This window comes from Curtobacterium sp. MCLR17_034 (assembly GCF_003234485.1).
In the GTDB taxonomy this organism is placed as follows: domain Bacteria; phylum Actinomycetota; class Actinomycetes; order Actinomycetales; family Microbacteriaceae; genus Curtobacterium; species Curtobacterium flaccumfaciens.
Genome location: NZ_QKTH01000010.1, coordinates 113,609 through 126,674 on the forward strand (window position 1 = coordinate 113,609; position 13,066 = coordinate 126,674).

Annotated in this window: 14 protein-coding genes; 5 read left to right on the forward strand and 9 right to left on the reverse strand. The window is 70.6% G+C overall.

Features of this window, described 5'->3' with window-relative positions; all coding sequences use genetic code 11:
* Window positions 1-80: 80 nt before the first annotated feature.
* The 3 genes from DEI98_RS11835 to DEI98_RS11845 all read right to left on the reverse strand — a co-directional run bounded on the left by DEI98_RS11835 (window position 81) and on the right by DEI98_RS11845 (window position 3,758).
* Entirely contained in the window at window positions 81-1,442 is a 1,362-nt protein-coding gene (locus DEI98_RS11835; RefSeq protein ID WP_175330838.1) for a PhoH family protein, read from the reverse strand.
* A 335-nt stretch (window positions 1,443-1,777) separates the two neighbouring features.
* On the reverse strand, window positions 1,778-2,887 hold the full coding sequence (locus DEI98_RS11840; protein WP_071406125.1) for an aminotransferase class V-fold PLP-dependent enzyme: 1,110 nt from the start codon (window positions 2,885-2,887) through the stop codon (window positions 1,778-1,780).
* An 85-nt stretch (window positions 2,888-2,972) separates the two neighbouring features.
* Window positions 2,973-3,758 (reverse strand): isoprenyl transferase, encoded by a 786-nt coding sequence (locus DEI98_RS11845; protein ID WP_110864496.1) that lies wholly within the window; start codon window positions 3,756-3,758, stop codon window positions 2,973-2,975.
* A gap of 96 nt (window positions 3,759-3,854) precedes the next feature.
* Here DEI98_RS11845 and DEI98_RS11850 point away from each other — a divergent pair, with 96 nt between their 5' ends.
* Complete coding sequence (locus DEI98_RS11850) at window positions 3,855-4,574, forward strand: hemolysin III family protein (RefSeq protein WP_258370814.1); 720 nt, start codon at window positions 3,855-3,857, stop codon at window positions 4,572-4,574.
* Window positions 4,575-4,776: 202 nt separating this feature from the next.
* On the opposite strand, the gene DEI98_RS11855 is transcribed toward DEI98_RS11850, so the two are convergent.
* Both DEI98_RS11855 and mca read right to left on the reverse strand, forming a co-directional pair.
* The gene (locus DEI98_RS11855) at window positions 4,777-5,082 is read right to left on the reverse strand and encodes a hypothetical protein (RefSeq protein WP_017886736.1); all 306 of its coding nucleotides are present in this window, start codon (window positions 5,080-5,082) and stop codon (window positions 4,777-4,779) included.
* A complete protein-coding gene (gene mca, locus DEI98_RS11860; RefSeq protein ID WP_027464504.1) occupies window positions 5,079-5,969 on the reverse strand; it encodes a mycothiol conjugate amidase Mca in 891 nt (296 codons plus the stop codon). The genes DEI98_RS11855 and mca overlap by 4 nt, the downstream gene beginning before the upstream one ends.
* Before the next feature lie 19 nt (window positions 5,970-5,988).
* Here mca and DEI98_RS11865 point away from each other — a divergent pair, with 19 nt between their 5' ends.
* Together DEI98_RS11865 and greA are read left to right on the forward strand one after the other, a co-directional pair.
* Window positions 5,989-6,480, forward strand: a complete 492-nt coding sequence (locus DEI98_RS11865; protein ID WP_051596498.1) for a DUF4307 domain-containing protein — start codon at window positions 5,989-5,991, stop codon at window positions 6,478-6,480.
* Window positions 6,481-6,551: 71 nt separating this feature from the next.
* Window positions 6,552-7,040, forward strand: a complete 489-nt coding sequence (gene greA, locus DEI98_RS11870; RefSeq protein ID WP_017886739.1) for a transcription elongation factor GreA — start codon at window positions 6,552-6,554, stop codon at window positions 7,038-7,040.
* 132 nt (window positions 7,041-7,172) lie between these two features.
* Here greA and ilvA read toward each other — a convergent pair whose 3' ends face one another.
* Window positions 7,173-8,432: a threonine ammonia-lyase gene (ilvA, locus tag DEI98_RS11875; RefSeq protein WP_071406124.1), complete on the reverse strand. Its 1,260-nt coding sequence runs from the start codon at window positions 8,430-8,432 to the stop codon at window positions 7,173-7,175.
* Between the two features lie 48 nt (window positions 8,433-8,480).
* Window positions 8,481-9,740 (reverse strand): AI-2E family transporter, encoded by a 1,260-nt coding sequence (locus DEI98_RS11880; RefSeq protein WP_051596497.1) that lies wholly within the window; start codon window positions 9,738-9,740, stop codon window positions 8,481-8,483.
* A gap of 93 nt (window positions 9,741-9,833) precedes the next feature.
* Here DEI98_RS11880 and DEI98_RS11885 point away from each other — a divergent pair, with 93 nt between their 5' ends.
* Entirely contained in the window at window positions 9,834-11,117 is a 1,284-nt protein-coding gene (locus tag DEI98_RS11885; protein WP_111100847.1) for a winged helix-turn-helix domain-containing protein, read from the forward strand.
* A gap of 4 nt (window positions 11,118-11,121) precedes the next feature.
* Here DEI98_RS11885 and DEI98_RS11890 read toward each other — a convergent pair whose 3' ends face one another.
* Both DEI98_RS11890 and DEI98_RS11895 read right to left on the reverse strand, forming a co-directional pair.
* Complete coding sequence (locus tag DEI98_RS11890; protein WP_111100848.1) at window positions 11,122-12,024, reverse strand: M48 family metalloprotease; 903 nt, start codon at window positions 12,022-12,024, stop codon at window positions 11,122-11,124.
* Between the two features lie 19 nt (window positions 12,025-12,043).
* Complete coding sequence (locus DEI98_RS11895) at window positions 12,044-12,625, reverse strand: LemA family protein (protein WP_027464499.1); 582 nt, start codon at window positions 12,623-12,625, stop codon at window positions 12,044-12,046.
* 218 nt (window positions 12,626-12,843) lie between these two features.
* Between DEI98_RS11895 and DEI98_RS18685 the strand changes: the two genes are divergently transcribed.
* Window positions 12,844-13,066: hypothetical protein (locus tag DEI98_RS18685; RefSeq protein ID WP_181422667.1), on the forward strand; the 223-nt coding region annotated here is incomplete at its 3' end.

The window sequence follows — 13,066 nt, forward strand, 5'->3', positions numbered from 1 at the left end:
TCACGCGCTGAGCGACAGGTCACGCGTCCGGAAGCGCGTGACCTGTCGGTGAGCGCGAAAACCCGTCAGTGTCTGCCGCGCTACACCAGGTCCGGCGAGTCGAGCAGGTCGGTGACCAAGGCCGCGATCGCGGAGCGCTCGGACCGCGTCAGCGTGACGTGCGCGAACAGCGGGTGCCCCTTGAGCCGCTCGATGACCGACGCGATCCCGTCGTGCCGACCGACCCGCAGGTTGTCGCGCTGCGCGACGTCGTGGGTGAGCACGACCCGCGAGTTCTGGCCGATGCGCGAGAGCATCGTGAGCAGCACGTTCCGTTCGAGCGACTGCGCCTCGTCGACGATCACGAAGGCGTCGTGCAGGGAGCGGCCGCGGATGTGGGTCAGGGGCAGCACCTCGATCAGGCCGCGCTCGACCACCTCGTCGAGGACGTTGTCCGACACCACCGAACCGAGGGTGTCGTAGACGGCCTGCGCCCACGGGTTCATCTTCTCGCCGGCGTCGCCGGGCAGGAAGCCGAGGTCCTGCCCGCCCACGGCGTACAGCGGCCGGAACACCATGATCTTCTTGTGCTGCTGCCGTTCGAGCACCGCCTCGAGTCCGGCGCACAGGGCGAGCGCCGACTTGCCCGTGCCGGCGCTGCCGCCGAGCGAGACGATGCCGATCTCGGAGTCGAGCAGCGCGTCGATGGCGAGCCGCTGCTCGGCCGAGCGCCCGCGGAGGCCGAAGACCTCGCGGTCGCCGCGCACCAGTGCGACGGCGCCGGCGACGTGCACGCGGCCGAGGGCCGATCCGCGTTCGGAGTGGATGACGACGCCGGTGTTCACCGGGACGCCGTCGAGCTTCGAGGACCGGATCTCCTCCTTCTCGTACAGGTCGGACATCTGCTCGCCGGACACCTGCAGGTCCGCGATGCCGGTGTAGCCCGAGTCGACCGCGAGTTCGGCGCGGTACTCCTCCGCCGCCATGCCGATCGAGGACGCCTTGACCCGGAGCGGCAGGTCCTTCGACACGACCACGACGTCGAGTCCGTCGTTCTTGAGGTTCGACGCGACGGCGAGGATGCGGGAGTCGTTGTCGCCGAGCTGCAGGCCCGACGGCAGGACGGACTGGTTGGAGTGGTTCAGTTCGACGCGGAACGAGCCGCCGTCGCCGATCGCGATCGGGAAGTCGAGCCGCTCGTGCTCGATGCGCAGTTCGTCGAGCAGCCGGAGGGCCTGCCGGGCGAAGTACCCGATCTCCGGGTCGTTGCGCTTCGCCTCGAGTTCGCTGACGACCACCACGGGCAGGACTACGGCGTGCTCGGCGAAGCGGAACAAGGCCCGCGGATCGCTGAGGAGCACCGATGTGTCGAGCACGTACGTGCGCTGGGCGACCGATGTGGACGAGTCCGCGGTGTGCTGCTGCTGTGCTCCGCGAGAGACGTTCTGAGAGGTCACGACCACTCCATCCCCGGGCCACGACGGGCCCGGTCCTGTCCTCGAACGCGGCCACGGAGCGGGTCCCGAAGCACCGACTGTGGCCGCTTCGATCGGGCGCGGTGCCCGATGGGGACAACGTACGTCCGGCCCCCGACACCCCGACAGCGACACGCGGTTTCCGGAGTTACGGTCGCGTGAACAACGCGAGCGCGGCTCGCGACGCCGCGCGCGGCGGTGGCGTCGAGTGGTCACGAACCGACGGGTGCGGCGGCGCCGGCCGACAGGTGGTGACCACTCGGCGGACGTGAGCGGGGTGTCGTGACCGCTCGCGGGACGCGGACGGTCGACACGCGCCGCTGCTACTGCATCGTGGCGTACGAGACGCAGGCGTCGCGGAACATGTCCAGGGTCTCGTCGGTGGTCGACGGGAACACGGACACCCGCGCGACGCCGAGCCGCGTGGTCGCGGTGACGCCGTGGTTGTGCATCGCGGCGGACAGGGCCGTCACGCGACCCTGCGTCGGCCGGAGCACCACGATGCCGGCGCGCTCGGCCGGGTCGCGGCTGGACTCGACCTCGAGTCCGAACTCGTCGGCGATGGCGAACACACGCTCGACGCGGTCGGTGACCCGCTCCTGCACGGCGGCGACGCCGACCGCGGTGAGGCGCTCGAGCGACACCGCGAGCCGGGCCTGTGCGACCGGGTCGATGCGGGACATCTGGAACCCGGCGGCCCCCGGACGCACCGCGGGGACCTCGGTGGGCCAGCCGGACGTGCCGTGCGGGCCGGACAGCGCCGGACGGATCCGGTTCAGCGCACGGTCGCTGAACGCCACGAACCCGGTGCCCCACCCGGCGTGCAGCCACTTCTGCCCGCCGGTGGCGACGACATCGGCGACCTCGTACGGGGCGTCGACGACGCCGAAGCCCTGGATCGCATCGACGATGAGCAGGCGGTCGCCGATGACCTCGCGGATGGCGGCGAGGTCGGTCAGGTAGCCGGTGCGCCAGTCGACCAGGGACACCGCGACGGCGGTCACCTCGTCGGACAGGCGCTCACGGATCAGCTCGGGGGTCACCCAGCCGGCACCCGACTCGATGACGACGGGCTGTACCCGTCCACCGGTGGCCGAGGCGGCGCTGGCCAGTGCGAGCGGCAGCGACGGGTATTCGTCGGCGGACACGAGCACACCCCCGGTCAGACCGAACGCGGTGTGCAGCAGGCCCGGGGTCGTCGCGGCCTGCGAGACGACCTGGTCCTCGCGGCGGCCGACCAGGCGGGCGGCGACGGTGCGGACGCGGGCGTCCTGCTCGTCGAGGGTCTCCATGGCGCCGAAGCGCATGTGTGCCTGGATGGTGCCGAGCACACGCTGCTCCTCGAGCACGGCGGTCTGCACGGGGCCGAACGCAGCGTGGTCGAGGTAACCGGGGTCTTCGGAGAAGCCGGCGGCGTACTCGTCGATGTTCACAGGTGGTGCACCTTTCACAGGGTTGAACCCTGAGAGCCTACTGGGACGCGGCTCCGCCGACGAACCCGGTGCGGGAGGTGGCTGCTCAGCCGCCGAAGCGGCGCGACCGGAGTCCGAAGTCGCGGACCGCTCGGAGGAAGTCGACCTCGCGCAGGTCCGGGTAGAACGCCTCGACGAAGTAGAACTCGCTGTGCGCGCTCTGCCACAGCATGAAGTCCGACAGCCGCTGCTCGCCCGAGGTCCGGATCACCAGGTCGGGGTCGGGCTGCCCCTGCGTGTACAGGTGGTCGCCGATGAGCTCCGGCGTCAGCACCTCGGCCAGGGTGTCGATGGTGCCGCCACCCGCGCCGTGCGCCTGCACGATGCTGCGCATGGCGTCCGCGATCTCACGACGGCCGCCGTACCCGACGGCCAGGTTGACGTGGAGGCCGGTGCGGCCGGCGGTGCGCTGCTCGGCCTGTTCGAGCGCGGTCACCAGGTTGTCCGGCAGCCCCTCGTTCGACCCGACGTGCTGCACGCGCCAGTCACGGTTGTCGGCCAGGACCCCGGCGAGGTCGGCGATGATGCCGACGAGTTCCTCGAGCTCCTCGCCGCCGCGACCCGTCAGGTTGTCGGCCGACAGCAGGTACAGCGTCACGACCTCGATGCCGAGGTCGTCGCACCACGTCAGGAACTCCGGGATCTTCGCGGCGCCGGCACGGTGGCCGTGTGCGGCGGACTCGAGCCCGAGCTGCTTCGCCCAGCGGCGGTTGCCGTCCACGATCATGGCGACGTGCTTGGGCTTCGCTGCACCCTCGAGCTGGCGGCGGATCCGGCGCTGGTAGGCGCGGTAGAGGATCCCTCGCCCTGTCCATCCCGCCGTCCCGGTCACGCACCGAGCGTAGTGCACCACCGACGCCGGATCCCTGAGGCTCCCGTTCTGCGGACACGTGGCTGTCGTTCGGGGTCAGGCCCTATGGTCGGGACCATGCAGGACGAGCACGAGACCGGAACACTCCCCCACGTCCCGTTCACGGAAGAGGCGTCGGCGACCGCGACCACGACCGCCGCCGAACCCCGCCCGGCCTGGCGCGGCTGGATCCACCTCGGTGCGTTCCCGTTCGCGATCGCGATGGGGATCGTCCTGATCACCCTCGCCGACAGCACCGCGGCGAAGGTCGGCAGCGCGGTGTTCATGGCGACGTCGCTCGCGATGTTCGGCGTCTCGGCGACCTACCACCGGTTCCCGTGGGGGCCGAAGGTGAAGGCCGTGCTGAAGCGCATCGACCACACCAACATCCTGCTGCTCATCGCCGGCACCTACACACCCGTCGCGATCTGCGCCCTGCCGCACACGCTCATGGTCGCCGTGCTCTGGGTGATGTGGTCGGGCGCCGCGCTCGGTATCGCGTTCCGGGTGCTCTGGATCAACGCGCCCCGCTGGCTGTACGTCCCGATCTACCTGGTGCTCGGGTGTGCTGCCCTCGGGCTCCTGCCGCAGTTCTTCGCGGCGAGCGTCCCGATGACCGTGCTCATCCTGTCCGGCGGCGTCGCGTACATCATCGGCGCGCTGGTCTACGGCTTCAAGCGGCCCAACCCGGTGCCGACGCAGTTCGGGTTCCACGAGGTGTTCCACGCCCTGACCGTGGTGGCCTTCGGTGCGCAGTGGGTCGGCGTGCTCATCGTCGCGCTGGACCCGGTGCGCTGACCGTCGCACGTTCCTTCCCAGAACGGGTGCGATGCCTGGTGGTTCCGGGCGTACTCACCCGGAAGTTCCGACCAGGTACGCCCGGTTCGACCAGGTACGCCCGGTTCCGGTAGGCGCGCACAAGGCGGACTGGAGGCCCGTGGCGATACCGCCACGGGCCTCCAGTCCGCCTTGTAGTCGCGTCAGCCGCCCTGCAGTCGCGTCAGCCGCGCTCGGTGTCGTCGCCGACGTCGGCTCGGCCGTCCTCGGCCGCCCGCCGCTCCGGCTCGTCCGTCGCGGTGCCGTCACCCGCGGTGCCGTTCGCCTCGGCCTCGAGCCGCTCGCGCACCTCGGCGCGGTAGCGGGTGCGGCGGATGCGCCGGGTCATGTCGACGACGAGCAGGATCGTCACGATCGCGACGAGTGCGATCGCGATGAACCCGACGACACCCGGGGTGACGTCGACGTCGGGGACGACCGAGGGGCTGGGACTGGGGGTGGCGGCGAGTGCCGCCGCGATGGTGCTCACGAGGTCGGTTCCTTGTCGGCTGGGATCCCGGCGAACAGGTCGGTCTCCGGGAGCTCGGTCGGCACGCGTGCCTCCACGAGCTGGTAGTCCTCGGTCGGCCACACCGTCGCGAGGAGGTCGTTCGGCCAGTAGAAGAAGGCACTGTCCGGTGCGACCTGGCTGGCGTGCGCGCGGAGTGCGGCGTCACGCTGGTCGAAGTACTCGTGCACGTCGACGTGGGTGGTGGCGAGGTCGGGCCGGTCGGCGAACCGCTCGACCCACTCGCGCAGCTGCTCGATCGCGGGGCTGTCCGGGTCGCGCTCCTGCAGGGCTTCGAAGATCGTGCTGAAGCGGCGCGGGTTCATCGTGCGCTCGTAGTAGAGCTTCGCGATCGACCACGGGGCACCGGCGGACGGGTACGCCGACGGGTCGGCGGCGGCGGACCACGCGGCCATCGACACCTCGTGCGTGCGGATGTGGTCGGGGTGCGGGTAGCCGCCGTTCTCGTCGTAGGTGACGAGCACGTGCGGGCGGAACCGGCGGATCACGCGGACGAGGGCCTCGGTGCTGTACTCGAGCGGCACCGTGGAGAACGTGCCCGGCCGGACCGTCTCGCCCTTCTCGGCGTCGGGCAGCCCCGAGTCGTGGTAGCCGAGCCAGACGTGGTCGATGCCGAGCGCCTGCTGCGCCGCGGCCATCTCGGTGCGGCGGTACCCGGCCATGTCACGGTGGGCACGGCTCGTGGCCGGCTCGCCGAGTTGGTCGTTCAGGATGTCGCCGGCCTCGCCACCGGTGCAGGACACGACGAGCACCTGGTGCCCGTCGGCCACGTACTTCGCGGCGGTCGCGGCACCCTTGCTCGACTCGTCGTCGGGGTGGGCGTGGACGGCCAGCAGACGGTAGGGCACGTGGGGTTCCTCACTGCGGGTGAGCGGCGTCGGACGCGGGCAGCGCACAGCATCGCGTGAACTACCCTGGGATCAGGATATCCACCCCGGGAGCCCCGAACTGTCCGAACAGACCCAGACCGCCACCCTCGACGAGCGCTACGGCCGCACCCCGGCCCGCAAGCGCCGCAGCCGCCTCTTCGCGATCGTCGCGGCCATCGCGGTCGTCGTGGTCTTCGGTGCGTGGGTGATCTGGGCCGGGCTCGACCAGTCCGACCGCGGCCTCGACCAGGACGTCATCGGGTACGAGGTGCTGTCCGAGCACAGCACCGTCGTCCACTCGCAGGTGTCCGTCGACCCGGGTGTCGAGGCGAAGTGCGCGGTGCAGGTCCTCGACAAGAGCTACTCGATCGTGGGCTGGAAGGAGATCACCGTGCCGGCGTCCGAACAGCGCAGCCGGAGCATCTCCACGCAGGTCACCACGACGACGCGGGGCGTGACCGGCTTGATCCACGACTGCTGGATTCCCTAGACTGTCCTGATTCGCCTCTCGAGACCGACCACTCGGCCGGTCTCGTTTTTTCATGGTCGAAGGGACAGAACATGAGCAACGACACGCAGGTCACCTGGCTGACCCAGGAGGCGCACGACCGTCTCAAGGCGGAGCTCGACGAGCTGAGCGGCGAGGGCCGTGCCGAGATCGCGCGCCGCATCGAGGCCGCTCGCGAAGAGGGCGACCTCAAGGAGAACGGCGGCTACCACGCCGCGAAGGACGAGCAGGGCAAGATCGAGGCCCGCATCCGCGTCCTCACCGAGCTCCTGAAGCACGCCACCGTCAGCGAAGCCGAGTTCGACGGCACCGTCGAGCCGGGCACCGTCGTCACGGCGGTCATCGCCGGCGACGAGTCCACCTTCCTGGTCGGCAGCCGCGAGATCGTCGCCGAGGGCTCGGACCTGACGGTCTACAGCCCCGTCAGCCCCGTCGGCGCAGCCATCGTCGGCCTCAAGGCCGGCGACAAGGCCACGTACACGGCGCCGAACGGCAAGGAGATCGCCGTCGAGGTCGTCAAGATCGAGCGCTACGAGCCGTAGACCCGGCCCACTCCTGACAGGAGGCCCGTGGCGACTCCGCCACGGGCCTCCCGTCTGTCTGCTGGTCGCGCCCAGAGCGCGCGCCGTACTTCCGACAGTCCACGCGTCGAACGACTCGCGGATCGTCGCGGACTAGTGCTCGAGCAGCTCCGGGCGGAAGCCGACCTCGTGGAGGCGCTGGATGACCTCTTGCGCGTGCTCCGGGCCGCGCGCCTCGATCGACAGGTCCAGCGCGACCTCGTTGATGACCAGGCCCTGCCCGTGGCGGGTGTGCAGCACCTCGACCACGTTCGCGCCGGCGTCCGAGATGACCTGCGCGACGCGGGCGAGCTGACCCGGGCGGTCCGGCAGCATGATGCGGATGCCGATGTAGCGCGAGGCCGCGACGAGCCCGCGGGTGATCACGCGCTCCATCATGAGCGGGTCGATGTTGCCGCCGCTCAGCAGCACCACGGTGCGGCCGGTGTCGCGGACGGCACCGGACATGATCGCGGCGACGCCGACGGCCCCCGCTGCCTCGACCACGAGCTTGGCGCGCTCGAGCAGGACGAGCAGGGCGCGGGCGGTGTCGTCGTCCGAGACGGTGACGATGTCGTCGACCAGGTCGCGGATGATCGGGAAGTTCAGGTCGCCGGGGCGCGCCACCGCGATGCCGTCGGAGATGGTCGGCTTCGTGGTGATGGTGACGGGCTCGCCTGCGGTGATCGACGACGGGTAGGCCGCAGCGTTCTCGGCCTGCACGCCGATGACCCGGATCGGCCGTCCGAGCCGTTCGGCCATGCCCTTCACCGCGAGCGCGATGCCGGAGATGACGCCGCCGCCACCGATCGGCACGACGACGGTGTCGACGTCGGGCACCTGGTCGATGATCTCGAGGCCGAGCGTGCCCTGCCCGGCGATCACGGCCGGGTGGTCGAACGGCGGGATGAACACGGCGCCGGTGTGGGCGGCGAAGTCCTTCGCGGCGCTCAGCGCCTCTTCCACGGAGTGGCCCCGCAGTACGACGTCGGCGCCGTAGTGGCGGGTGGCCTGCAGCTTGGGCAGGGCGACCCCGACCGGCGTGAAGATCGTCGCGGGGATGCCGAGTTCGCGGGCGGCGAGGGCGACACCCTGCGCGTGGTTGCCGGCGCTCGCGGCGACGACGCCCTTGGCGCGCTGCTCGGCGGACAGGGTCGAGAGTCGGTTGTAGGCACCGCGCACCTTGTAGGCACCGGTGCGCTGCAGGTTCTCGCACTTCAGGTGCACCGGGGACCCGAGCAGCTCGGCGAGGAACTGCGACGTCTCCATCGGGGTGACGCGTGCGACGCCCTTGATGGTCTCGCGCGCCGCCTCGATGTCCGCGAGGGTCGGGATCGCGGCGAGCGTGTGCGGGGAGGCGCTGGTGTCGGTCACTCCCCCATCATCGTCGTTCCGGGGCCCCGCGGCGAACTCGTGTGACGCTCAGTTGGTGCTGGCGGTGTCTTCTTCGGCCGAGGGACCGGAGTCGACGCCCGGCGCCGGGACGTCGTCCCCGACCTTGTGCCGACGTCGTCGGAGCAACTGGATCTGCCCGTGCTGCCCGCGCTTCGGCGTCGCTTCGAGGACGTGGTCGGAGTCGAGCCGTCGCCAGCGTCCGCTCGCGATGGTGGTGACCATGGCGTTCAGCGTCGCGATCAGCGGCACGGCGAAGAAGGCTCCGGCGATGCCGGCGAGCCCGGAGGCCGCGGTGACGCCGAGGACGACCGCGAGCGGGTGGACCTTGACCGCGTTGCCCATGACGAGCGGCTGCAGGATGTGGCCCTCGATCTGCTGGACCAGCAGGACGACGCCGAGCACCAGGACCGCCGCGAGGGGACCGTTGAAGATCAGCGCGACGAACACCGCCAGGAAGCCCGTGACGATGGCACCGACGACCGGGATGAACGCACCGAGGAACACGAACGCGGCGATCGGGATCACCAGCGGCATGCCGCCGAAGAAGAGCCCGACGATGAAGGAGCCCAGGCCGATGCCGACCGCGTCGACGAAGGCGACGAAGATCTGCACGCGGATGAAGCTCGTCAGGGTGATCCAACCGGCGACACCGGCGCCGTCGACCGCCGCGCGCGCCTTCTTCGGGAACAGCCGGACGGACCAGCGCCAGACGTTCTTGCCGTCGATCAGCAGGAAGATCGTGGTGAACAGGATGATGAAGAGCGCCTCGAAGGCGTGCGTCGCACCCGAACCCGCGCTGGCCACTCCGGACAGGATCGACGCGGAGTTGTCCTGCAGCCACTTCGTGCCGTCGTCGAGCCAGCCGTTGACGTCGGACTGGCTGATGCCGAACCCGGAGCTCAGGACGAAGTCCTTGATGTTCGCGTACTGGTCGACCGTCCGGTCACGCAGGGACGGGTAGGACGCGATGATCTGGTCGACGACGAGCCAGATCAGTCCACCGAGCGCCGCGATGCCGCCGAGCAGGCTCATCACGACGGCGAGCCACTTCGGCACGTGGTGCCGCTGCAGCCAGTTGGAGATCGGCACGAGGAGCGCCGAGACCACGATGCCGACCAGGAACGGGATGAGGATCTCGCTGAAGACCGTGACGAGCCAGATGAAGACGGCGATCACGCCCACGACGACGAGCGCCCGCCACGACCACGCGCCGGCGATGCGCACGCCGACCGGGACGGATTCCTCGACCACGGGGTCGGGGTGTGTCTGCTTGCTTCCCCATGCCATGGGCCCGAGTGTAGCGATGTGCTTCCCGTCAGGTGCCAGATACGGCATACGTTCGTGGACGCTCATGTCGGCGGGGTTCGGTAGCGTCGCCGCATGCCCAGGTCGACGCTCTCCGCCGCCGAGGCCCGCCGGGTCGCACTCGCCGCGCAGGGGTTCGGACGGCCACCCACCGAGCCTGTCTCGACGCGGGCGCTGAACGCCGCGTTCGGCCGGCTCGGGCTGCTGCAGATCGACTCCGTCAACGTGTTCGAACGCAGCCACTACCTGCCGCTCTTCGCCCGACTCGGGGCCTATGACCGGTCGACCCTCGACCGGCTGACGCTCGGACGCTCGGGTCCGTACACCGAGTACTGGGCGCACGAGGCGGCGTTCATCCCCCGCGACGACCTGCGGCTGTTCCGGTGGCGGATGGACGCCCTGCGGGAACGGGACGCCGGCCCGACCCGGGTCGACGACGTCACGCGGACCGCTGCCGTCCGGCGCGAACTGCACGCCCTGCTCCGGGCCGAGGGGCCGATGCGGGCGAGCGCGGTGGAGCACGAGTCGAACGTGCGACGCGGCCCCTGGTGGGGGTGGAGCGACGTGAAGCTCGGGCTCGAGCAGATGTTCCGCTGGGGCGAGGCGGTGAGTGCCGGACGAGCCGGGTTCGAGCGGGTGTACGCCCTGCCCGAGCAGGTGCTGCCCGCAGGCTTCCTCGAGACCGCCCCGCCGCGTGCCGACGCCGTGCTCGAGCTCGTGCGCCAGGCCACACGGGCGCTCGGCATCGGCACCCGAGCGGACATCGCGGACTACTACCGGCTGCGCTCCGACGACACGGCCACCGCGATCGCCGAGCTCACCGACGCCGGCGAGCTCCTGCCGGTGCGGGTCGAGGGCTGGGGTGAGCGGGCCTGGCTGCACGTGGGGGCTCGGGTCCCCCGACAGCTGACGGCGGACGCGGTGCTGAGCCCCTTCGACCCGGTCGTCTGGTTCCGGCGGCGGGCCGAGCGGATGTACGGCTTCCACTACCGGATCGAGATCTACACCCCGGCCCCGAAGCGGGTGTTCGGCTACTACGTGCTGCCGGTGCTGCAGGACGACCGGCTCGTCGGGCGGATCGACCTGAAGAGCGACCGGCAGCGCGGTGTGCTCCGCGTCCGGACCGCGTGGCAGGAACCCGGCGAGCACCTGGACCCCGAGCGGCTCGCCGACACACTGCGACGGACCGCGAGCTGGCAGGGCCTCGGCGCGATCGAGGTGACCGGCCGAGGAACCGCTGCTGCGGCCGTCGCCGGGGCACTCGGCGTGCCCCTGGTGCCGCACGAGTCCGCTGACGACGCGGACACCCCCGAACCGATCGAGACGGCCGCCGACACGGCCGCCGACGGCATCGGCTGACCCGTCAGAACCGGTCGGCGTTCGCCCGCAACCGTGCGATGCGGTCGGGCAGCGGCGGGTGCGTCGAGAACAGCCGGTCCATCACACCGGGGCGCATCGGGTCGGCGATCCACAGGTGCGCCATCGAGGAGTTCTGCGTCTGCATCGGACGGCCGTACGCGCCGAGCTTCTCGAGGGCCCGGGCCAGGCCCTCCGGGTGCCTGGTCGTCATCGCCCCTGTCGCGTCGGCCAGGTACTCGCGCTGCCGGGACACCGCCGCCTGCACGCCGGCCGCGGCGATCGGGGCCACGATGACTGCGACGATCCCGGCGATGAGCAGCACCGGGTTGGCGCTGCCGCCGTTGTCCGAGTTGCGGTTCCGCCCGCCGGACAGGCCGCTGAAGATCGAGATGCGGAGCAGGACGTCGGCGATGAGGCCGACGGCCACGACGAGTCCGAAGACCATCGTCGACACCCGGATGTCGTAGTTCCGGACGTGTCCGAGCTCGTGGGCCATCACGCCCTGCAGCTCCTGGTCGTCCATGAGCTCGAGCAGCCCGGTCGTCGCCGCCACCACCGCGTGCTCCGGGTCACGCCCGGTGGCGAAGGCGTTCGGAGCGGGGTCGGGGATGACGAACACCCGGGGCATCGGCATGCCGGTCGCGATGGCGAGGTTCTCGACGGTGCGCCACAGCCGCGGTTCCGAGACGCGGTCGATCTCGACCCCGCCGGCGATCGCGGTGGCCTGTCGTGCCGCCAGGAAGTACTGCAGCACCGCGTACCCGAGGGCCACGACGAGCACGATGAAGCCGATCGAGACGTTGCCGGCGAGGTACCCGCCGAGGAACCCGAGTGCGCCGATGATGAGCAGGAACACCACGACGATGAGGACGGTGTTGCGCTTGTTCCGCGCGATGGCGCTGTACACGTCGGATCCGACGCTGGGGTCAGAACTGGACGCGCGGCGGCTCGGCGATGGCCGCCGGCTCGTTCGTCTCGAAGAACGGGGCTTCGGAGAAACCGCGGTTCTTCGCGAACGTGGAGTTCGGGAACACCCGGATCTTCGTGTTGAGCTCACGCACGCCACCGTTGTAGAACCGGCGGGCGGCCTGGATCTTGTCCTCGGTGTCGACGAGCTCGGATTGCAGCTGCAGGAAGTTCTGGCTCGACTGCAGCTGCGGGTACCCCTCGGCCACCGCGAACACGCTCTTGAGTGCCTTCTGCATGTGCCCCTCGGCGGTGGAGGCCGTGTCGGCGTCACCGGCGGACAGGGTCTCGGCGCGGGCCTTCGTCACGTCGTCGAAGACCGCCTTCTCGTGCGTGGCGTACCCCTTGACCGTGTCCACGATGGTGGGGATGAGGTCGGCGCGGCGCTTCAGCTGCACCGAGATGTCGCTCCAGGCCTCGTCGACCCGGACCTTGAGCGTGACGAGGGAGTTGTACGTCACCCAGAGGTAGATCCCGATGATCACCAGGACGACCACCACCACTCCGACGACGATGAGCGTCGTGACGAGTCCGGTGTCCATGCGGGCGTACTCCTTTGCGCGTCGGGATCCGCGGTGCTGCGTTGGCCTGAACGGCCATCGTGAAGTCTATCGACGCGCTGAGCATGCTCCGTTGCGTGAGCAGTGTTCACGGCCGATTCCCGAGTCACGCACACCGGGTTCCCGGACTGCGGCCCGATCCCGAACCTCATCCGCGAGGTGTATTGACCGGAGGCCGCCGATCCCGTGGGATGGGTCCGGTGAACACGACCGGGGAGAACGTGGACGAGAGGGCTGTCGGGGGCGACAGCCCTCGTCGTCGTCCCCGCTTCGCCCTGCTCGCAGCTGCGACGACCGTCCTCGTCGCCGCGCTCCTCGGGGCCGCAGCAGCCCCGGCCATCGCGGTCGCCGCGGACGGCACGTCGGTCGACGCTGCCGCTGCGGACGCCCCGGCAGCCCCCGCCGCCCGGGCAGCCGCCACCC

Bases quoted from the DNA above. Each gene is read 5' to 3' on its own strand.
- DEI98_RS11895 (WP_027464499.1), bottom strand. From the start codon at position 12,625: ATGGACACCGGACTCGTCACGACGCTCATCGTCGTCGGAGTGGTGGTG.
- DEI98_RS11880 (WP_051596497.1), bottom strand. From the start codon at position 9,740: ATGGCATGGGGAAGCAAGCAGACACACCCCGACCCCGTGGTCGAGGAA.
- greA (WP_017886739.1), top strand. From the start codon at position 6,552: ATGAGCAACGACACGCAGGTCACCTGGCTGACCCAGGAGGCGCACGAC.
- DEI98_RS11850 (WP_258370814.1), top strand. From the start codon at position 3,855: ATGCAGGACGAGCACGAGACCGGAACACTCCCCCACGTCCCGTTCACG.
- DEI98_RS11885 (WP_111100847.1), top strand. From the start codon at position 9,834: ATGCCCAGGTCGACGCTCTCCGCCGCCGAGGCCCGCCGGGTCGCACTC.